The 17,854-nt window shown below is 65.3% G+C and carries 21 protein-coding genes; 14 read left to right on the forward strand and 7 right to left on the reverse strand.

Annotation, left to right across the window (positions count from 1 at the left end):
• Position 1: 1 nt before the first annotated feature.
• Entirely contained in the window at positions 2–196 is a 195-nt protein-coding gene (locus tag KO516_RS18910; RefSeq protein ID WP_216005345.1) for a hypothetical protein, read from the reverse strand.
• A gap of 59 nt (positions 197–255) precedes the next feature.
• On the opposite strand from KO516_RS18910, the gene KO516_RS18915 reads away from it, so the two are divergent.
• The 4 genes from KO516_RS18915 to phnN all read left to right on the forward strand — a co-directional run bounded on the left by KO516_RS18915 (position 256) and on the right by phnN (position 3,179).
• On the forward strand, positions 256–1,128 hold the full coding sequence (locus tag KO516_RS18915; RefSeq protein WP_216005346.1) for an alpha-D-ribose 1-methylphosphonate 5-phosphate C-P-lyase PhnJ: 873 nt from the start codon (positions 256–258) through the stop codon (positions 1,126–1,128).
• Positions 1,125–1,895, forward strand: coding sequence for a phosphonate C-P lyase system protein PhnK (phnK, locus tag KO516_RS18920; protein WP_216005347.1), 771 nt, complete (start codon positions 1,125–1,127; stop codon positions 1,893–1,895). Before KO516_RS18915 ends, phnK begins: the two co-directional genes overlap by 4 nt.
• Before the next feature lie 64 nt (positions 1,896–1,959).
• Positions 1,960–2,640 carry a phosphonate C-P lyase system protein PhnL gene (phnL, locus tag KO516_RS18925; RefSeq protein ID WP_216005348.1) on the forward strand — a complete coding sequence of 227 codons (681 nt, stop codon included), beginning with the start codon at positions 1,960–1,962 and terminating at the stop codon, positions 2,638–2,640.
• A complete protein-coding gene (phnN, locus tag KO516_RS18930) occupies positions 2,637–3,179 on the forward strand; it encodes a phosphonate metabolism protein/1,5-bisphosphokinase (PRPP-forming) PhnN (RefSeq protein WP_216005349.1) in 543 nt (180 codons plus the stop codon). The genes phnL and phnN overlap by 4 nt, the downstream gene beginning before the upstream one ends.
• Here phnN and KO516_RS18935 read toward each other — a convergent pair.
• Positions 3,161–3,844 (reverse strand): DUF1045 domain-containing protein, encoded by a 684-nt coding sequence (locus tag KO516_RS18935; RefSeq protein WP_252737708.1) that lies wholly within the window; start codon positions 3,842–3,844, stop codon positions 3,161–3,163. The genes phnN and KO516_RS18935 overlap by 19 nt on opposite strands.
• A 56-nt stretch (positions 3,845–3,900) precedes the next feature.
• Here KO516_RS18935 and KO516_RS18940 point away from each other — a divergent pair, with 56 nt between their 5' ends.
• The gene (locus tag KO516_RS18940) at positions 3,901–5,076 is read left to right on the forward strand and encodes an alpha-D-ribose 1-methylphosphonate 5-triphosphate diphosphatase (protein ID WP_216005408.1); all 1,176 of its coding nucleotides are present in this window, start codon (positions 3,901–3,903) and stop codon (positions 5,074–5,076) included.
• Between the two features lie 144 nt (positions 5,077–5,220).
• On the opposite strand, the gene hisH is transcribed toward KO516_RS18940, so the two are convergent.
• The 4 genes from hisH to fabA form a co-directional block, all read right to left on the reverse strand.
• Positions 5,221–5,856: an imidazole glycerol phosphate synthase subunit HisH gene (hisH, locus tag KO516_RS18945; RefSeq protein ID WP_216005351.1), complete on the reverse strand. Its 636-nt coding sequence runs from the start codon at positions 5,854–5,856 to the stop codon at positions 5,221–5,223.
• Positions 5,857–5,870: 14 nt separating this feature from the next.
• Positions 5,871–6,662, reverse strand: coding sequence for an enoyl-ACP reductase (locus KO516_RS18950; RefSeq protein WP_216005352.1), 792 nt, complete (start codon positions 6,660–6,662; stop codon positions 5,871–5,873).
• A 17-nt stretch (positions 6,663–6,679) separates the two neighbouring features.
• Positions 6,680–7,909, reverse strand: coding sequence for a beta-ketoacyl-ACP synthase I (gene fabB, locus KO516_RS18955; RefSeq protein ID WP_216005353.1), 1,230 nt, complete (start codon positions 7,907–7,909; stop codon positions 6,680–6,682).
• 190 nt (positions 7,910–8,099) lie between these two features.
• A complete protein-coding gene (fabA, locus tag KO516_RS18960) occupies positions 8,100–8,609 on the reverse strand; it encodes a bifunctional 3-hydroxydecanoyl-ACP dehydratase/trans-2-decenoyl-ACP isomerase (protein ID WP_216005354.1) in 510 nt (169 codons plus the stop codon).
• A 191-nt stretch (positions 8,610–8,800) separates the two neighbouring features.
• Between fabA and irr the strand changes: the two genes are divergently transcribed.
• Together irr and KO516_RS18970 are read left to right on the forward strand one after the other, a co-directional pair.
• Positions 8,801–9,220 carry a Fur family transcriptional regulator Irr gene (irr, locus tag KO516_RS18965; protein WP_216005355.1) on the forward strand — a complete coding sequence of 140 codons (420 nt, stop codon included), beginning with the start codon at positions 8,801–8,803 and terminating at the stop codon, positions 9,218–9,220.
• 68 nt (positions 9,221–9,288) lie between these two features.
• Positions 9,289–9,975: an FAD-binding oxidoreductase gene (locus tag KO516_RS18970; RefSeq protein WP_216005356.1), complete on the forward strand. Its 687-nt coding sequence runs from the start codon at positions 9,289–9,291 to the stop codon at positions 9,973–9,975.
• 28 nt (positions 9,976–10,003) lie between these two features.
• On the opposite strand, the gene KO516_RS18975 is transcribed toward KO516_RS18970, so the two are convergent.
• A complete protein-coding gene (locus KO516_RS18975; protein WP_216005357.1) occupies positions 10,004–10,873 on the reverse strand; it encodes a hypothetical protein in 870 nt (289 codons plus the stop codon).
• Positions 10,874–11,007: 134 nt separating this feature from the next.
• Between KO516_RS18975 and miaB the strand changes: the two genes are divergently transcribed.
• From miaB to lnt, 7 genes are all read left to right on the forward strand, one after another.
• Positions 11,008–12,315 (forward strand): tRNA (N6-isopentenyl adenosine(37)-C2)-methylthiotransferase MiaB, encoded by a 1,308-nt coding sequence (gene miaB / locus KO516_RS18980; RefSeq protein ID WP_216005358.1) that lies wholly within the window; start codon positions 11,008–11,010, stop codon positions 12,313–12,315.
• Between the two features lie 220 nt (positions 12,316–12,535).
• A complete protein-coding gene (locus tag KO516_RS18985) occupies positions 12,536–13,147 on the forward strand; it encodes an OmpA family protein (RefSeq protein WP_371742107.1) in 612 nt (203 codons plus the stop codon).
• A gap of 10 nt (positions 13,148–13,157) precedes the next feature.
• A complete protein-coding gene (locus KO516_RS18990; protein ID WP_216005359.1) occupies positions 13,158–13,466 on the forward strand; it encodes a hypothetical protein in 309 nt (102 codons plus the stop codon).
• A gap of 151 nt (positions 13,467–13,617) precedes the next feature.
• Positions 13,618–14,595 (forward strand): PhoH family protein, encoded by a 978-nt coding sequence (locus tag KO516_RS18995; RefSeq protein ID WP_216005360.1) that lies wholly within the window; start codon positions 13,618–13,620, stop codon positions 14,593–14,595.
• A gap of 159 nt (positions 14,596–14,754) precedes the next feature.
• The gene (ybeY, locus tag KO516_RS19000) at positions 14,755–15,240 is read left to right on the forward strand and encodes an rRNA maturation RNase YbeY (protein ID WP_216005361.1); all 486 of its coding nucleotides are present in this window, start codon (positions 14,755–14,757) and stop codon (positions 15,238–15,240) included.
• Positions 15,241–15,299: 59 nt separating this feature from the next.
• On the forward strand, positions 15,300–16,331 hold the full coding sequence (locus KO516_RS19005; protein WP_216005362.1) for a hemolysin family protein: 1,032 nt from the start codon (positions 15,300–15,302) through the stop codon (positions 16,329–16,331).
• Positions 16,324–17,844 carry an apolipoprotein N-acyltransferase gene (gene lnt / locus KO516_RS19010; protein ID WP_371742108.1) on the forward strand — a complete coding sequence of 507 codons (1,521 nt, stop codon included), beginning with the start codon at positions 16,324–16,326 and terminating at the stop codon, positions 17,842–17,844. The genes KO516_RS19005 and lnt overlap by 8 nt, the downstream gene beginning before the upstream one ends.
• Positions 17,845–17,854 lie beyond the last annotated feature (10 nt).

Genomic DNA, 17,854 nt, shown 5'->3' on the forward strand with positions numbered 1-17,854 from the left:
CTCAGTCTCCGTCCTCTCCGCCGTCCTCTCCTCTGTCACAGGCTCGGTCGGGCTCGCTGAGGTCGCCGCCCGTGTCGGGGCCGTCGCCGCGGAAATAGCCAAAGGCGTGGGCGATCAGGAAGCCTACCACCGCAAGGAAGCACAAGGTCTCTACAAGGTTTTCATCGACAAGGTCGAACAGATCGAATGGGGTCATCGGGCGGGCTCTTGCTTGGGGGCGATGGTTGCACCCTTTCACAAAATCGAGGCGGCGCAATGACCCTTCATGATCCGAATTACAACTTTGCCTATCTGGACGAGCAGACCAAGCGGATGATCCGCCGCGCGCTGCTCAAGGCGCTGGCGATCCCCGGCTATCAGGTGCCCTTTGCCAGCCGCGAAATGCCGATGCCTTACGGCTGGGGCACCGGCGGCGTGCAGGTCACGGCGGCTTGCCTGACGCCCGAAGATACGCTCAAGGTCATCGACCAAGGGGCCGACGACACCACCAACGCGGTGTCGATCCGCAAGTTCTTTCAACGCACGGCGGGGGTCGCCGTGACCGAGCAGACCGCGCAGGCGAGCGTGATCCAGACCCGTCACCGCATCCCCGAAACCCCGCTGATCGAGGGGCAGATCCTTGTCTATCAGGTGCCGATCCCGGAACCGCTGCGCTTTCTCGAACCGCGCGAGACAGAAACCCGGCGGATGCACGCGCTGGAGGAATATGGGCTCATGCATGTCAAGCTCTACGAAGACATCGCCCATAATGGCGAGATTTCAACCGCCTATGCCTATCCGGTCAAGGTCGAAGGGCGCTACGTCATGGACCCGTCGCCGATCCCGAAATTCGACAACCCGAAGCTGGAAAGCGCCGCGATCCAGCTGTTCGGTGCCGGGCGCGAACAGCGGATTTACGCGCTGCCGCCCTATTGCCGGGTGACCAGCCTTGATTTTGAGGATCACCCGTTCGAGGCCAGCAAGGCCGACCACGACTGCGATCTGTGCGGCTGCGCCACCAGCTATCTCGACGAGGTGATCGTGGATGATGCGGGCGGGCGGATGTTCGTCTGCTCGGATACCGATTTCTGCACCGGACGGCGCGAGGGTGGCCATCGCGGCAGGCTCTCGCCGGAGGATATGGCATGACCCCGTTGCTACAGGCCCGTGGCCTGACCAAACATTACGGCGCGCGGCTGGGCTGCGGCAATGTCAGCTTTGATCTCTATCCCGGCGAGGTGATGGGCATCGTCGGGGAAAGCGGGTCGGGCAAGTCGACGCTGCTGAGCTGCCTTGCAGGGCATCTGAGCCCGGATGCGGGCGAGGTGATTTTCGATACGCGCGATCATGGCCCGCAGGACGTGCTGCGCATGTCGGAACCGGCGCGGCGGATGCTGGGGCGCACCGACTGGGCGTTCGTGCATCAGAACGCCCGCGACGGGCTGCGCATGGGCGTCAGCGCTGGCGCGAACGTGGGCGAGCGGCTGATGGCCGTGGGGGCGCGCCATTACGGCGACATTCGCGAACAGGCCACCGACTGGCTGGGCCGGGTGGAAATTGCCGCGGATCGCATCGACGATCGCCCGCGCGCCTTTTCCGGCGGCATGCAGCAACGGCTGCAGATCGCGCGCAATCTGGTGACCGGGCCGCGGTTGGTGTTCATGGACGAGCCGACGGGCGGGCTTGATGTCAGCGTGCAGGCGCGGCTGCTCGACCTGCTGCGCGGGCTGGTGCGCGAGATGGGGCTGAGCGCCATCGTGGTGACGCATGACCTTGCCGTGGTGCGCCTGCTGGCCGATCGGCTGATGGTGATGAAGGGCGGCGCGGTGGTCGAGGCGGGGCTGACCGATCAGGTGCTGGACGATCCGCAGCATGGCTATACGCAGCTGCTGGTGTCCAGCGTTTTGCAGGTTTGAGAGGGCAGCGCCGGGGGGCTTTCCGCCCCCCGGACCCCCCGGAGAGTTTAAGGGCAAGATGAAAATGATACGGGTTTCGGACGTCTCGAAGAGTTTCGTGCTGCACAATCAGGGCGGCGCGGTGATCCCGGTGATGGCGGGGGCGGAGCTGTCGGTGGCGCCCGGTGAATGCGTGGCGCTGGTGGGCAATTCGGGGGCGGGCAAGTCGACCCTGATGCGGATGATCTGGGGCAACTACCTGTGCGGTTCCGGCGCGATCACCGTTGGCGATGTCGACGTGGCGCGGGCCGAGCCGCGCGAGGTGCTGCGGATGCGCCGCGAGTTGATGGGGTATGTCAGCCAGTTTCTGCGGGTGGTGCCCCGGGTACCCACGCTTGAGGTGGTGGCTGAGCCGGCGCTGAGGGCAGGGGTTGCGCGCGAGGTGGCGCTGTCGCGGGCACGATCGTTGCTGGCGCGGCTGAACCTGCCAGAACCGCTCTGGGCGCTGTCGCCCACCACGTTTTCGGGCGGTGAACAGCAGCGGGTCAATATCGCGCGCGGCTTTGTTCATGACTTCCCGGCGATGCTTCTGGATGAGCCGACCGCCTCGCTGGATGCGACCAACCGCGCTGTGGTGCTCGATCTGATCCGCGAGGCCAAGGCGCGCGGCGCCGCCATCGTCGGCATCTTTCACGACGAGGCGGCGCGGGCCGAGATCTGCGATCGTGAAATCGACGTCAGCCGGTTCGCCCCGGGGGCGGCATGAGCGGGCGCTTTGTCGCGGTGATCGGCCCGTCTGGCGTGGGCAAGGACACGCTGATGGTGGCGGTGGCTGCGCGCCTGCCGGGGCTCGGCCTTGTGCGCCGGGTCATCACCCGCAAGGCTGACGCCGGGGGGGAGGAGTTCGACGCTGTCAGCGAAGACGGCTTTGCCCGCAGGGTCGCCGAGGGGGCCTTTGCGCTGCATTGGCGGGCGCATGGGCTGGGCTACGGCATTCCCGTATCGGTCCTGTCGCGCGTGGCGCATGGCGAGCAAGTGTTGTGCAACCTGTCGCGCGGCGCGCTGCTGCAGGCGGCAGAGCGGTTTCCCGGCATGGCGGTGCTGCATGTCACCGCGCGCCCCGAGGTGCTGGCGGCGCGATTGGCGGCGCGTGGCCGCGAGGACGACGCGCAGATCGCTGCCCGGCTGGCCCGTGCCGTAAAGCCATTGCCCGAGGGGATAGAGGCTACGCAGATCGATAATTCCGGCCCGCTGGATGCGGCCGTTGCAGCGATGCTGCACGCGCTTCAGCCGGAAAGGGCGTAGCGATGCAGCAGGTGAAAGCTTCCGTCGTGATCCTCGCCGAACAGACACAGCGCATCTACGCGAAAGGGCTCTGGCAGCAGCGACGTGAGCAGCGGGCGAAGTGCGACTTCGGTCTGCGTTGCCTCGCGCGGGGTGAGTTTGCCGGTCAGCGTCAGGTGAAAGCGGAAGTCGCCCATCACATAGGGATAGCCCCAGCGTACAAGGTTGGCATCTTGCGCCGGGCTCAAGCGCGCCTTGCGGCGCCGCTCCAGCTCGGCCTCGGAGGGGGGGGCGCGGTGGATATCCAGCGCGCGCACGGTTTCGGCGGCAAGCTGCGCCAGCGGGGCGGTGTCACCGGTTGGGGTCAGGGCGAGGAACGCGCCGAGGCGCGCAAGCGTGAGGCCCGGCATTTCGGCGGGGCAGAGCCTTGCGGCGAGGGCTTCGAGATCCTGTTCCAGCGCGGCGCGGCTGCCGGTCAGTCGGAAGGGCGGCTTGAGCGTGCCGTGAAAGCCGTATTTGCGCGGCGTGGCGGTGATCTCGGTCACGGGGCGCGGCAGGCCGGCGATCTGCGGATGCGGCGCGGGCATACCGCGCGCTGCATCCCAGCCCAGCCAGCTTGCGCAGAGATCCGCGAACGGGCCGGGCTCGGGAGCGTAGTAGACGGCGAAACGAGTGTATTCAGGCATGGCTGTGGTCATAATGCAGTCATGTCACGGGCAGATGACAACAGGAAGAGCAGATGATGGGCGATATGAGCGTGGGCCACCAGATGGCAGTCGGAGAGATGGCGCTGCGAAACGCGCGACTGGTGCTGGAGGGCGAGGTTGTCTCTGGCTCTGTGCTGGTGCGCGACGGGCGTATCGCAGCGGTGGATGCGGGCCCGGTGGCGCCGCCGGGGGCGCTGGATTGCGAGGGCGATCTGCTGATCCCCGGGCTGATCGAGCTGCATACGGACAATCTTGAACGGCATATCCAGCCGCGCCCCAAGGTGGATTGGCCGCATATGGCGGCGATCCTTGCCCATGACGCTGAGCTGGCTGGAACCGGCATCACCACGGTGTTCGATGCGATGCGGGTGGGATCGGTCATCTCGGACGGAACCGGGGAGTATCGCAAATATGCGCGCGCCGTGGCGTCCGAGGTGATGGCGGCGCGCGGGCGGGGGATGCTGAAGATCTCGCACCTGCTGCATCTGCGGGCCGAAGTCTGTTCGGAAACGCTGCTCGAAGAGCTGGACGAATTCACCGAGGCGGACCGGGTCGGCATATTGTCGATCATGGATCACACCCCCGGACAGCGGCAATTCCGCGATATCTCGAAGCTGAAGGACTATGTCTGCGGCAAGCATGGCATGTCAGAGGCGCAATTTGCCGATCATGTCGCCGGGCTGACAGCGATCCATGCTCGGCTGGGCACAGCGCATGAGGCCGGCGCCGTGGCGGCGGCGCGCCGGCTTGGCGCGGTGCTGGCGAGCCATGACGACACCGAGCGCGGCCATGTGGAAGTCAGCGCCGGGCATGGTGTGCGGCTGGCGGAATTCCCGACCACGCTCGAGGCGGCGCAGGCTTGTCATGACCACGGTATCGCAGTGATGATGGGCGCGCCGAACCTGATCCGGGGCGGTTCGCATTCTGGCAACGTGGCGGCGGCGGAACTGGCCGGGGCGGGGCTGCTGGATATCCTCAGCTCGGACTACGTGCCTTCGGCGCTGATGACGGCGGCGTTCCGGCTTGCCGGGTTGTGGGATGATCTGCCAAGGGCGGTGGCCACGGTCACCGCCGCACCGGCGCGGGCTACGGGGCTGACCGACCGGGGTCGCATCGCGCCCGGCTTGCTGGCGGATATGGTCCGCGTGCGGCTGGTGGACGGGGTGCCGGTGATCCGGGGCGTGTGGAGCCACGGCCGGCAGGTTGGCTGATCTTGAGGGGGCAGAGGGGGGCCAGCCCCCCGCCTGCGGCTCCCCCCGGAGTTTACCGGGCAAGATGAAGCAGGTGCGCGGCGCCTGATCTTCATCTTGCCAAATAAACTCCCGCCGGAGGCAGTCGCAAGTTTGCGGGCAGGCTCAGGGTTTCCAGTTGAGGAAATTGGCAATCATGCGCAGGCCGGTGGCAGCGGATTTTTCCGGGTGGAATTGCAGGCCGATCACGGTGTCTCTGGCGACGATGGCGGTGACATCTCCGGCGTAATCCACATGGGCGACGCGCTGCGACAGGTCGGTCATCGCCATCTGGTAGGAATGCACGAAATAAGCGTGATCGCCGGTTGCAATGCCGTCCAGAACCGGGTGCGCATGGTCGATCACCAGATCGTTCCAGCCCATGTGGGGGATCTTGAAGGCGGGGTCGGAGGGGGCGATGCGGGTGACCTCGCCATCGATCCAGCCGAGGCCGTCGGTCTGTTCGTACTCGTGGCCCTTGCGGGCCAGAAGCTGCATGCCGACGCAGATGCCGAGGAAAGGCACGCCGCGGGTTTCGACCGCCTCTATCATCGCCTGAAAGCAGCCCGACTGGCGCAGGGCCCGGGCGCAGGACGGGAAAGCCCCGTCACCGGGCAGCACGATGCGATCGGCCTTGGCGACCGTTTCGGGATCGGTGGTCACAACGACCTTGCCAGCCTTGGTTTCCGCTGCCATGCGCTGAAACGCCTTTTCGGCGGAATGCAGGTTGCCGCTTTCGTAGTCGATGATGGCGGTCAGCATGGCGCGCTCCTGCGTCAGAGGTTTTCGTATTGCGGCATGCCGAGCACGTGGAAGCCACCGTCGACGTGGATGATCTCGCCGGTGGTGCAGGCGCCATGATCGGACACGAGGTAGACCGCCGTGCCGCCGACCGCGTCGAGCGTGGCGTTGGCGCGCATCGGGGCGTTCATGTCGGTGTGTTTGTAGGTCTTGCGCGCGCCCCCGATGGCGGCCCCGGCGAGGGTCTTCATCGGGCCGGGCGAGATGGCGTTGACCCGGATGCCTTCGGGGCCAAGATCGTTGGCAAGGTAGCGCGTCGCCGATTCCAGCGCTGCCTTGGCCACGCCCATGACGTTGTAATTGGGCACGACGCGCTGCGAGCCCTCATAGGTGAGGGTGATCAGTGTGCCGCCGTTCTCGACCATCAGCGGGTGGGCGCGGCGCGCCACCTCGATGAAACTGTAGCACGAGATGTCGAGCGAGTTGCGGAAGTTGGCGCGCGAGGTGTTCAGGATGCGCCCCGTCAGTTCCGATTTGTCGGAAAACGCGATGGCATGCACCACGAAATCGATCGTGGGCCAGCGCGCCCCAAGCTGTTCGAAGGCCGCATCCAGCGAGGCATCGTCGGTCACATCGACATCGACCATGAAATCGCTGCCGACCGAGGCGGCCAGCGGTTCGAGCCGCTTGCCGAAAGCGTCGCCCTGATAGGTGAAGGCCAGCTCGGCCCCCGCGCCATGCAGGGCCTTTGCGATACCCCACGCGATGGAGCGGTCATTGGCCACCCCCATGACAAGCCCGCGCTTGCCCTTCAAGAGCTCCGACATGTGCTGCTTTCCGCCTGTTAGTCTTTGAACCGGCTCAGCAGCATCGACCCGTTGGTCCCGCCGAAGCCGAAGGAATTGGTCATCACCGTATCGAGCCCGGCATTGTCGACGCGCGCGGTGGCGATTTCGGCCGGCTTGAGCGCGGGGTCGAGCGTTTCGACGTTGATCGAGGGGATGATGAAATCATTGTCGAGCGCCAGCAGGCAGTAGATTGCCTCTTGTGCGCCGGTGGCACCCTGACTGTGGCCGGTCATCGATTTTGTCGAGGAGACGGGCGGGGTCGTTCCTTCGCCAAAGACGCGGCGGACGGCCTCGATCTCGCCGACATCGCCGACCGGGGTCGAGGTGCCATGGGCGTTGATGTAGCTGACCTTGCGGCCCTCAGGGAGCGATTGCAGCGCAAGGCGCATGGCGCGCTCGCCGCCCTCGCCTGAGGGGGCGACCATGTCGTGACCATCGGAGGTGGCGGCAAAGCCGGTGACCTCGGCGTAAATCTTGGCGCCGCGGGCCCGGGCGTGTTCGAGTTCCTCGAGCACGAGGATGCCGCCGCCTGCCGAGATGACGAAGCCGTCGCGCCCGGCGTCGAAGGCGCGCGAGGCTTTTTCCGGGGTGTCGTTGTACTTCGAGGACATCGCGCCCATCGCATCAAACAGGCAGGACAGGGTCCAGTCGAGTTCCTCGCCGCCGCCAGCGAACATCACGTCCTGCTTGCCCATCATGATCTGTTCGGCGGCACTGCCGATGCAATGCAGCGAGGTCGAGCAGGCCGAGGTGATGGAGTAGTTGATGCCTTTGATCTTATGCGCGGTCGACAGGTTCGCGCTAACCGTAGAGCACATCGCCTTGGGCACCGCGAAGGGCCCGACGCGCTTGGTGCTGCCGGTCTTGAGCACGGTCTGCTGCGCGGTCAGCAGCGCCGAGGTTGACGGCCCGCCCGATCCGGCGATGAGCCCGGTGCGCGGGTTGACGATGTCTGACTCTTCAAGCCCGCTGTCGGCGATCGCCTGTTTCATGGAGATATGGGCATAGGCGGCGCCCGGCCCCATGAAGCGCAGCGTGCGCTTGTCGACATGCGCGGCCAGATCGAGGTTGATGGCCCCGGCGATCTGGCTGCGGAAGCCGTGTTCCTGCATTTGCTCGTTGGCGGTGATGCCGGAGCGGCCTGCCTTGAGCGAGGCGAGAACCTCTTCGGCGTTGTTGCCGATGGACGATACGATGCCCAGTCCGGTGACGACGACGCGGCGCATGTGGCCTCCCTTGCGTTGGTTGGGGGCTATGTAGGGCAAGGGGCAGGGGGGACGCAAGCGGGGGATGACGCTGTTTTGCAGCGCGGGGCGCGTTGGTCTGCTGCGGCGGTGCCGGAGGGGGCGCTGCCCCCGCCCTTCGGGCCCCCGGGATATTTGGGGCCAGAAGAAACCGGGGCGGCGCGAGGTCGGGTCAGTTTTCGCTGAGCGCGACCTTCATGTCCTTGACCTGATAGATCACTTCGCCGTCGGCTTCGACGATGCCGTCGGCGACGCCCATGGTCAGGCGGCGGGTCTGGATCGCCTTGGTGAAGTCGATCTTGTAGGTCAGCAGCTTGCGATCGGGGCGGACCATGCCGGTCAGCTTGACCTCGCCGACGCCAAGCGCGTAGCCGCGCCCGAGCCAGCCGCGCCAGCCGAGGTTGAAGCCGGTCAGCTGCCACAGCCCGTCAAGCCCGAGGCAGCCGGGCATGATCGGGTTGCCGGGGAAGTGGCACTCGAAGAACCACAGGTCGGGGGTGATGTCGAATTCCGCCACGACGTGGCCCTTGCCGTGCGCGCCGCCATCGCCCGAGATCTCGGTGATGCGGTCCATCATCAGCATGGGCGGGGCCGGAAGCTGGGCGTTGCCCGGCCCGAACAGCTCGCCGCGCGCACATTTCAGAAGGTCATCCTTGCCGAAGCTGGTGGGGTAGTCGGCCATGGGTGAAGGCCCTCTCGTTCCTTGAATGTCTGGTTGCGCCCCCTCTAGCATCGTGCCCGCGCAGCTTGCAACCCTGCGCCCATGTCCCGCAGTGGTGCGGGCCATGGCGGATTCGAATTGAAATCCGGGGCGCATCTTCCCTATATATACAGAATGTGCGGGATTTCTTGAATCGACGTCAGGCGAGACAGATGACAGCAAATGCAATGACACGGGGCACGCAATGGCTGGGGCAGGCCGGGCTGCGCCCGACGAAACAGCGCCTTGCCTTGGCTGCGCTGCTCATCGGCGACGGTCGAAACCGGCATGTCACCGCGGAAAGCCTGTTTGCCGCCGCGCAGGACAAGGGCGAGAGCGTTTCGCTGGCCACCGTCTACAACACGCTGCGCGCCTTTTGCGAGGCCGGGCTGATGCAGGAAGTCACCGTCGATGGCTCGCGCAGCTATTTCGATACCAACACCCATGAGCATCCGCATTTCTTCTGGGAGGATGACGGGCATCTGACCGATGCCCCGTCCGAACAGCTGGTGATCACACGCCTGCCCGATGCCCCCGAGGGGGCCGAGATTGCCTCGGTCGATGTCGTGATCCGCCTGCGCCGCAAGGACTGAGCGTTTCGGCGGCTGCGCGGAACCTAGGTGCGGCGGCGGTCGTTGTTCCTGCACAAGGAGGCAACGACATGACCACCACGCTTACGATCCGCGCCGTCGAGGCGATCACCCACGACACCCAGCGCGTGACCTTTGACAAGCCAGACGGCTTTCGCCATGTGCCCGGCCAGGCCGCGCATATCGCGCTGGACAAGGACGGCTGGCGGGATGTGTGGAAGTCCTTCACCATGACCTCGCTGCCCGAGGATGAGGCGCTTGAGTTCGTCATCAAGAGTTATCCCGAAGAGGCCGAGGGCCATGACGGGGTCTCGCAGCGGATTGCCCGGTTGCAGCCGGGCGACACGATGGTTCTCAAGGATGTCTGGGGCGCCATCGACGACGAGGGCGACGGCGTGTTCATCGCGGGCGGTGCCGGGGTGACGCCCTTCATCGCGATTCTGCGCGAAAAGCTGGAGAAGACCGGCTCGCTCAAGGGCAACACGCTGATCTTCTCGAACAAGGCCGAGCGCGATATCCTGCTGCGCGACGAGTTCGACAAGATGCCGGGGCTTCAGACGCGCTACATCGTCACCGATGAGCCGGACAGCCCGCTGTATCGTGATCGCATCGACGAAGCGCTGCTGAAAAAGTATGTCGAGCCGTCGCGCGACACCTGCTATGTTTGCGGGCCGCCGCCGATGCTGGACGATATTTCGAAGCAGCTGAAGCAGATCGGCGTGCCAGAACAACGCATCGTCATGGAACAGTTCGACTGATCGGCGAAGGGTCCCTGCCGGGGCTTGCTCAGAACCATTGCCCCGGCTCCATCAGGCCGAGATCCATCAGCTGGCGCGAATGCCACTCGAAGGCCACCGAATTGTGCCAGCGGAATGTCGGGATGTCGAAGGTGCTGCCCGGGTTGCGCTTGAGCGCCTTGGCGGTGCGGAACGACGCCAGCACGGCCGTCAGGTTGTTGTGCCACGGGCAGGCGTAAGTGTTGTATTCCTCGTCATTGAAGCTGTGATCGTCGCGCAGCGTCAGGCCCGGCTTGGCGCGAAACAGCGCCACGCGGTCGATCTTGCGGCGCGGGGCGGGGATGTGTTCCTCGTAGCGCCAGCGCAGACCGCCGAAGAAATCCAGCTGCCGGTCCTTGGGGTGGTTGTGGTTCGACGGGTCGGGCCGCGCCAGCGCGTAATAGCCCGAGCGATCGATGAAGGCCTCGTCCAGCGATACCGCATCGGGAAAACGCTGTAGGTCGCCGGCATAGAGGTCGATGACATAGGCCAGCATGGCGTTGCGTCGCTCTTCGGCGTGAAACCCCAGCATTTCGGTGACCGAGCGGGTCTCGCAGAACGGGTAGAACAGGTATTCGGCGTTGTAGCACCAGAACATCCACAGCCCCGGCCCGGCCTCGTTCACCGCCTTGACGGCGCGCGGCACCGCGCCGTCGCTGGTCAGCGTGTAATCGATCCGGTGCACCCGCGCCGCCACGTCGCGGGCCAGCGGAAAATGCGGCGGCATGAAGGCCAGAACGCAGCGAAAGCCGCATTGCAGATGGTGGCGCAGGGTGGTGTCGATCTCGGTCTCGTCCTCGCAGAACACCATGGCGACGGGGCCGGTGCCAAGGGCAACGCGCGCTTGCGCCAGGAATCTGTCCAGACCGGAATGGTGCATCGCCTGCCTCTATGCGCTTTTCTGGTGAAGACTCCGTCAATTTCGCACAGGGTGCAAGCGCACAGCGGTCTTTCCTCGCGGGCGTATTTGCGCTATGCGCCGCCACTTGAACCGCCCGATGCCGAAGGTGCCCCATGTCCGATGCCAAGAAGCTTTTCATCAAGACCTATGGCTGTCAGATGAACGTCTACGACAGCGAACGCATGGCCGAGGCGATGGGCGGGCAGGGTTATGTCGCGACCGACAGCCCTGCTGATGCCGACATGATCCTGCTGAACACCTGCCACATCCGTGAAAAGGCGGCGGAAAAGGTTTATTCGGAGCTGGGCCGTTACAAAGGCCTCAAAGACGCGCGCCCTGATCTCAAGATCGGCGTGGCGGGCTGCGTTGCACAGGCCGAAGGGCAGGAGATCATGCGTCGCCAGCCGCTGGTCGATCTGGTGGTCGGCCCGCAAAGCTATCATCGCCTGCCGGATCTGCTGGCGCGCACCAACGCGGGCGGCAAGGCGCTCGACACCGATTTCCCTGAAGAAGACAAGTTCGACCATCTGAGCGCGCGCCCCAAGGCTAAGCGCGGCCCGACCGCCTTTCTGACCGTGCAGGAAGGCTGCGACAAGTTCTGCGCCTTCTGCGTGGTGCCCTATACGCGCGGGGCCGAGGTGTCACGCCCTGCCGAGCGTGTGCTGGCCGAGGCGCGCGATCTGGTCGAGCGCGGCGTGCGCGAGATCACCCTGCTGGGACAGAACGTCAACGCCTATCACGGCCATGACGGCGGGCTGGCGGGGCTGATCTTTGCCCTGGCAGAGATCGACGAGCTCAAGCGCATTCGCTTCACCACCTCGCACCCCAATGACATGGACGATGCGCTGATCGACGCGCATGGCAGCTGCGACAAGCTGATGCCTTACCTGCACCTGCCGGTGCAATCGGGCAGCGACCGCATTCTCAAGCGGATGAACCGCGCGCACAGCGCCGAGAAATATCTCAAGCTGATCGAGCGTCTGCGCGCCGCGCGCCCCGATCTGCATATGTCGGGGGATTTCATCGTCGGTTTCCCCGAAGAGACAGAGGCCGATTTTCAGGACACGCTGGCGTTGATCGAGGCGGTTGGCTACGGCTCTGCCTATAGTTTCAAGTATTCCGAACGTCCCGGCACCCCCGCCGCCGAGCGCGCGCAAGTGCCAGAGGCCGAGAAGGATGATCGTCTGCAACGGCTTCAGGCGCTGTTGCTGCGCCAGCAGCGCGACTTGCAGGATGCGATGGTGGGCCGCGAGGTCGGCGTGCTGTTCGAAAAGGCCGGGCGCATGCCGGGCCAGATGAGCGGCAAGTCCGATTACCTGCACGCCGTGCATGTCGCCGCCGAGGGCGTGATTCCGGGCGATCTGCGCCGGGTGCGGATCGTCGAAAGCGGGCCGAATTCGCTGCGCGGCGAGCTTGTGTAAAACGACCCCGAAAAAACAATTTTGACGATTGTGATATTCGGCGGGAACAGTCTCCGGTTTGCCGGGTGTTTGGTGCTGAATGAGCCACAATATATGGTGGTTTTCGCTTCACAGGTTCGAATTCTCTGCTAATCTTTTGGAATATAGTGATTTGCTCCGTGTGGCCGATCAGGTTGGTTTGCGGCGCACACGGGAAAACTTTAAGATAGGAACCAAGGCTGTGGTGAAACGCATTTCCAAGGCCCTCCGAGGGGCCGCGCGCGCGCTTGCGCTTGCCGGCCTCGCTGCCACGGGGCTCATGGCGCCCGCTGCCGCTGCAGGCGATGGCTTCAACGACCCGATCCTTTCCACCCAGAACACCCGCACCATCCGCGGCGAACGCATGATCCCCGGCATCAATATCTCGCCCGATGGTTGCGAGATCTGGGTGATGGACGACGGCGTCGAAGGCTACGCCGTCAGCCGCGTCACCCCCGATGGCCGCCCGGTCTGCCGCAACGTAAATGTCTGCGGCACGCTGAAGACCGATCAGTATTTCGCCACCGACAGCTACAAGATCTCCCCCAAGGGCCGCGCCAACCTCGAGGCGTTCTTCCGCAACGGCACTGCCTTTGGCTACATCATCAGCGGCCATACCGATGCCCGCGCCAGCGTCGAATATAACCGCAAGCTCAGCTACAACCGCGCCAACGCGGTCGCGTCCGTGGCGCAGTCGGTCGGCGCCCGCGTCATCGACGTGCAGGGCTACGGCGAGGATTACCCCGTCGCGACCAACCGCACGGCTTTGGGCATGTCCAAGAACCGCCGCGTCGACATCATGTGCGTGCGCTGAGGAGGCCTCGATGACCATGACCAAGCTTACCCTGCTGGCAGGCGTCGCCCTGTCCCTCGCCGCCTGCGCCCCCGTCGGGCCGGACAAAAGCCGTGATCTGCAGACCTTCGATCGCGGCGACCTCAGCCAGATGCGCTGGGGCGTCTGGGTCGACCCGGATGGCTGCGACAACTGGATCGCGGATGACGGCGTCGAAGGCTACCTTGCGCGCCGTCTCGACAAATACGGCAAGCCGATCTGTTCGGGCGTCGCCCCGCCGACAGTGGCCACCGGCGATTTCAAGCAAGGCTCGACCAGCCTCATCGGCGATCCTCTCTGAGCCATGGCGCTCTCGCAAACAGACAAGGCCGCGCGGTTGCCCACCGCGCGGCTTTTTTACGCTCCGTGTGGCGATCAAAGTCTCACGGGGGCTTGCCGCGCGCCGCCTCGCTTGGCACGATGAAGATGAAATCAATGCGCAGGAGACATGCGTGACCACAGGCACCCTGACCGAAGCGATCCTCGAATTTCCTGACAACCGTCTGCTGATAGAGCTTTGCGGCGAATTCGACCGCAACCTGACAGACATCGAAGCCCGCACCGGCGTGCAGATCCTGCGCCGGGGCAACCAGCTGGCGCTGCACGGCCCCGAAGAGGCGCAGGCCGCCACCCGCGAAGTGCTGAACGCGCTGTATCAACGTCTGGAACAGGGTCGCGCGGTCGGGCGCGGCGACATCGACCGTGAATTCCGCCTGCATCCCGAAGACGAGCCCGCCGAGGGCCAGCTTGAAATGTTCGACGGCGGCAAGGTCGAAATCAAGACCCGCAAAAAGCTGATCGAGCCGCGCACCGATGCGCAAAAGGCCTATGTGCGCTCGCTCTACCGCAACGAGCTTTGCTTCGGCATCGGCCCGGCGGGCACCGGCAAGACCTATCTTGCGGTGGCGGTGGGCGTGAACATGCTGATCACCGGCGCGGTCGACAAGATCATCCTGTGCCGCCCCGCGGTCGAGGCGGGCGAGCGGCTCGGCTTCCTGCCCGGCACGCAGGAGGAAAAGGTCGATCCCTACATGCAGCCGCTCTACGATGCGCTGAACGATTTCATGCCGGGCAAGCAGCTGGCCAACATGCGTCAGGAAAAGGTGGTCGAAATCGCGCCGCTGGCCTTCATGCGCGGGCGCACGCTGTCGAACGCCTTCGTGGTGCTGGACGAAGCGCAGAACGCCACCACCATGCAGATGAAGATGTTCCTCACCCGCCTTGGCGAAGGCTCGCGCATGGTGATCACTGGCGACCGGACGCAGGTGGACCTGCCGCGCGGCGTCTCGTCCGGTCTGTCCGACGCGGAACGCCTGCTCAAGGACATCGAGAAGATCGGCTTCAATTACTTCACCTCGGCCGACGTGGTGCGCCACCCGCTCGTCGCAGAGATCATCCAGGCCTACGAAAAAGACGCCGAATCCAGCTGATCCGATCGGCGGGGCGTCGCCGGCCCCGCCGCTTCGATCTTGCGGCGCGGGCCGAACCACTATACGGCGCTCCTGCCTTCTTCTGGCCCCAAATATCCCGGGGGTGGAGGGGGCTGGCCCCCTCCCGGCGCAGGGCCCGCCACCCTTGGGACGCTGGACATGCTGACCGACACGATCCTCGAGGACCCCAGATGGGAGCCTCTCGGCCTCGAACCGCTGGCGGAAACCGCCTCGCGCGCCGCGCTTGCGCATCTCGGGCTCAACGCTGACGGGTTTGAAATCGCGATTCTGGCCTGCGACGATGCCCGCATCGCGACCCTCAACGGCGATTTTCGCGACAAGCCGCAGCCGACCAATGTGCTGTCCTGGCCCTCCGAAGAGCGCAGCCCCGAGGATCTGCCGCAAGGCGATCCGGACATGCCCGAGGAACTTGGCGACATCGCCATCGCCTATGAAACCTGCGTGCGCGAAGCCACCGACGCTGCCAAAGCGCTTGGCGACCACGTGACGCATCTCGTGGTGCACGCGACCTTGCATCTTCTGGGCTACGATCACATCCGTGACGAGGATGCCACGGTGATGGAAGGGCTCGAAACAGAAATACTTGGCAATCTGGGTATCGCGGACCCATATTTGCAGGACTGACCACCGGGCAATGCCCCAAACAGCAAAACCGGGCAGATCCCGGCAATGGAAAAGGAAAGATGGGCGACAGCGACGCATCGTCTACGGCAGCGCACAGCGCGCAGCCGGATCGACATTCGGAACGGTATTCCGACAAGTACCAGGAGCGGGGCGAAAGCATCTTTCGCCGCATCTTTGGCGGGTTGAAATCTGACGGCGCAGAGCCGGGCGTGTCTGACAGCAGCGGCTCTGCGCTGCCTGCGCTCTCCCGGCCCAGCATGCTCAATCTGCGCGACATGCGGGTCGAGGATGTCTCGATCCCCAAGGCCGACATTGTCGCGGTACCGGACACCATCACCAAGGCAGAGCTGGTGCAGGTCTTTCGCAGCAGCGGCATGACGCGCTTGCCGGTCTATGCCGGTACGCTCGACACCCCCGTCGGCATGGCCCATCTCAAGGATTTTGCCTTGCGCTATGGCTTCAACGGCTCGGGCGATGACTTCGACCTTGCCAAGATGCTGCGCCCGCTGGTCTTTGTGCCCCCCTCGATGCCCATTGGCGTGCTGCTGACCAAGATGCAGACCGAGCGGCGGCACATGGCGCTGGTGATCGATGAATACGGCGGCGTCGACGGTCTGGTGACCATCGAGGATCTGATCGAGCAGGTCATCGGCGAAATCGAAGACGAGCACGACATCGACGAGGGCCGCAACTTCTTCCGCGAAGGCTCGGGCAGCTGGCTGGCTCTGGCCAAGACCCCGATCGAGGAATTCGAGGAAGCGTCCGGCCTTGGCCTGACCGAAGGCGAAGAGATCGACGAAGAAGAGATCGACACGCTCGGCGGTCTGGTCTTCATGCTCGCCGGGCATGTGCCAGCGCGCGGCGAGGTCGTTCCGCATCCCGGCGGCTTCGATTTCGAAGTGGTCGACGCCGATCCGCGCCGCATCAAGCGGCTGCGGGTGCTGCCCCATGCCATGGCGGCAGGCGCGGCGGGCATGTCTGTGCCAAGCGTGCCAGCCAGTCTGCCGGTAAACCCGGTGATCCAGCTGCCGGCGCCCGAATTGCCGCCCGACTCCCCGCCGGTTTCCCAGCCGGAGACCCCGCGTGACTGACATCTCCGTCCGCCGCCGGCTGGAGGTCTTGCCGCGTTGGCTGCGGCTGGCGCTGGCCATTGGCGCGGGCGCGGTGTTTGGTCTCGGGCAGGCGCCGTGGAATCTGCCGTGGCTGGCCTTCGCGGGGCTGATCGTGGCTGTGGCAATGCTGCGCGCCGCCCAAACGCCGCGCGAGGCGGCGGGCATCGGCTGGGGCGTCGGGCTTGGTTATTTCGGGCTGGTGCTAAGCTGGGTGATCGAGCCGTTCCAGATCGACGCGGCCACGACCGGCTGGATGGCGCCCTTTGCGCTGTTCCTGCTGGCCGCGGGCCTTGCGCTGTTCTGGGCGCTGGCGTTCTGGGGCGCGGCCCATGCCACGGCGCGCCGCCGTCTGCTGGCGCTTGCGGTATGCTGGGCCGCGGCGGAATTCGCCCGCGCCTACCTGTTCACCGGTTTTGCTTGGGCGATGCTTGGCTCTTTCTGGCTGGAAACCCCGGTGATCCAGTGGAGCGCGGTGATCGGCCCGCATGGGCTCAACCTCGTGACGGTGCTGCTGGCAGGGCTTATCGTTGCGGCGCGCCATTGGGCGGCTGCTCTGGGCAGCGCCGCGCTGCTGGCGGTGCTGTTGCTGGGGGGGCAAGTGCTGACCCCTCCGCTGCAGGATCTCGAGGGGCGCCCGGTGGTGCGGCTGGTGCAGCCCAACGCGGCGCAGCGCGACAAATGGGATCCGTCCCGAATGCAGGGGTTCTTTGACCGACAGGTCGGCTTTACCGCTGATATGGCGCGCAACGGCTATGAGCGCCCGTCGCTGGTGATCTGGCCCGAAACCGCCGTTCCGACCCTGCTGAACAACGCCGAAGAGCTGCTCGGCGTCGTCAGCGATGCGGCGTTTCCCGGCAAGGTGGCGCTTGGCATCCAGCGCGAGGAAGACGGGCGCTGGTACAACTCGCTGGTCGTCGCGGGGCTTGGCGGCAAGATCGAGGAGGTCTACGACAAGCACCATCTCGTGCCCTTTGGCGAATACATGCCCGCCGCCGCGCTGTTCCGGCACATCGGGGTCGGTGGCTTGGCGCAGCGGGCACAATCTGGCTATTCCGCCGGGCCGGGTCCGCATCTTGTCGATCTGGGCGATGAGCTTGGGCAGGCATTGCCGCTGATCTGCTACGAGGCGGTGTTCCCTCAGGATGTGCGGATGCACCCGATGCGGCCGGATTTCCTGTTGCAGGTCACCAACGACGCATGGTTCGGCGCGTTTTCCGGGCCCTATCAGCATCTGGCACAGGCGCGGATGCGGGCCATCGAACAGGGTCTGCCGCTGGTGCGCGCCGCCAACACCGGCGTATCGGCGGTGATCGACGGGGCAGGGCGGGTGATCGACAGCCTCGGGCTGGGCGAGGCCGGGTTCATCGATGAACACCTGCCCCCGCCGCTGCGCGTTACGCCCTACAGCGTGGCTGGCGATCTGCCGATGCTTCCCGTGCTTTTGCTGCTTGGCCTCGTTGCATTTGTCAAAAGACGCGGCGTTTCACGTTGACGGCCCCCAA

This window comes from Citreicella sp. C3M06 (genome assembly GCF_018860705.1).
Lineage (GTDB): Bacteria > Pseudomonadota > Alphaproteobacteria > Rhodobacterales > Rhodobacteraceae > Salipiger.

Excerpts from the sequence above, each read along its gene's own strand:
- KO516_RS18910 (WP_216005345.1), bottom strand. The coding sequence starts at position 196 with ATGACCCCATTCGATCTGTTCGACCTTGTCGATGAAAACCTTGTAGAG.
- KO516_RS18915 (WP_216005346.1), top strand. The coding sequence starts at position 256 with ATGACCCTTCATGATCCGAATTACAACTTTGCCTATCTGGACGAGCAG.
- phnK (WP_216005347.1), top strand. The coding sequence starts at position 1,125 with ATGACCCCGTTGCTACAGGCCCGTGGCCTGACCAAACATTACGGCGCG.
- phnL (WP_216005348.1), top strand. The coding sequence starts at position 1,960 with ATGATACGGGTTTCGGACGTCTCGAAGAGTTTCGTGCTGCACAATCAG.
- phnN (WP_216005349.1), top strand. The coding sequence starts at position 2,637 with ATGAGCGGGCGCTTTGTCGCGGTGATCGGCCCGTCTGGCGTGGGCAAG.
- KO516_RS18935 (WP_252737708.1), bottom strand. The coding sequence starts at position 3,844 with ATGCCTGAATACACTCGTTTCGCCGTCTACTACGCTCCCGAGCCCGGC.
- KO516_RS18940 (WP_216005408.1), top strand. The coding sequence starts at position 3,901 with ATGGGCGATATGAGCGTGGGCCACCAGATGGCAGTCGGAGAGATGGCG.
- hisH (WP_216005351.1), bottom strand. The coding sequence starts at position 5,856 with ATGCTGACCGCCATCATCGACTACGAAAGCGGCAACCTGCATTCCGCC.
- KO516_RS18950 (WP_216005352.1), bottom strand. The coding sequence starts at position 6,662 with ATGTCGGAGCTCTTGAAGGGCAAGCGCGGGCTTGTCATGGGGGTGGCC.
- fabB (WP_216005353.1), bottom strand. The coding sequence starts at position 7,909 with ATGCGCCGCGTCGTCGTCACCGGACTGGGCATCGTATCGTCCATCGGC.
- fabA (WP_216005354.1), bottom strand. The coding sequence starts at position 8,609 with ATGGCCGACTACCCCACCAGCTTCGGCAAGGATGACCTTCTGAAATGT.
- irr (WP_216005355.1), top strand. The coding sequence starts at position 8,801 with ATGACAGCAAATGCAATGACACGGGGCACGCAATGGCTGGGGCAGGCC.
- KO516_RS18970 (WP_216005356.1), top strand. The coding sequence starts at position 9,289 with ATGACCACCACGCTTACGATCCGCGCCGTCGAGGCGATCACCCACGAC.
- KO516_RS18975 (WP_216005357.1), bottom strand. The coding sequence starts at position 10,873 with ATGCACCATTCCGGTCTGGACAGATTCCTGGCGCAAGCGCGCGTTGCC.
- miaB (WP_216005358.1), top strand. The coding sequence starts at position 11,008 with ATGTCCGATGCCAAGAAGCTTTTCATCAAGACCTATGGCTGTCAGATG.
- KO516_RS18990 (WP_216005359.1), top strand. The coding sequence starts at position 13,158 with ATGACCATGACCAAGCTTACCCTGCTGGCAGGCGTCGCCCTGTCCCTC.
- ybeY (WP_216005361.1), top strand. The coding sequence starts at position 14,755 with ATGCTGACCGACACGATCCTCGAGGACCCCAGATGGGAGCCTCTCGGC.
- KO516_RS19005 (WP_216005362.1), top strand. The coding sequence starts at position 15,300 with ATGGGCGACAGCGACGCATCGTCTACGGCAGCGCACAGCGCGCAGCCG.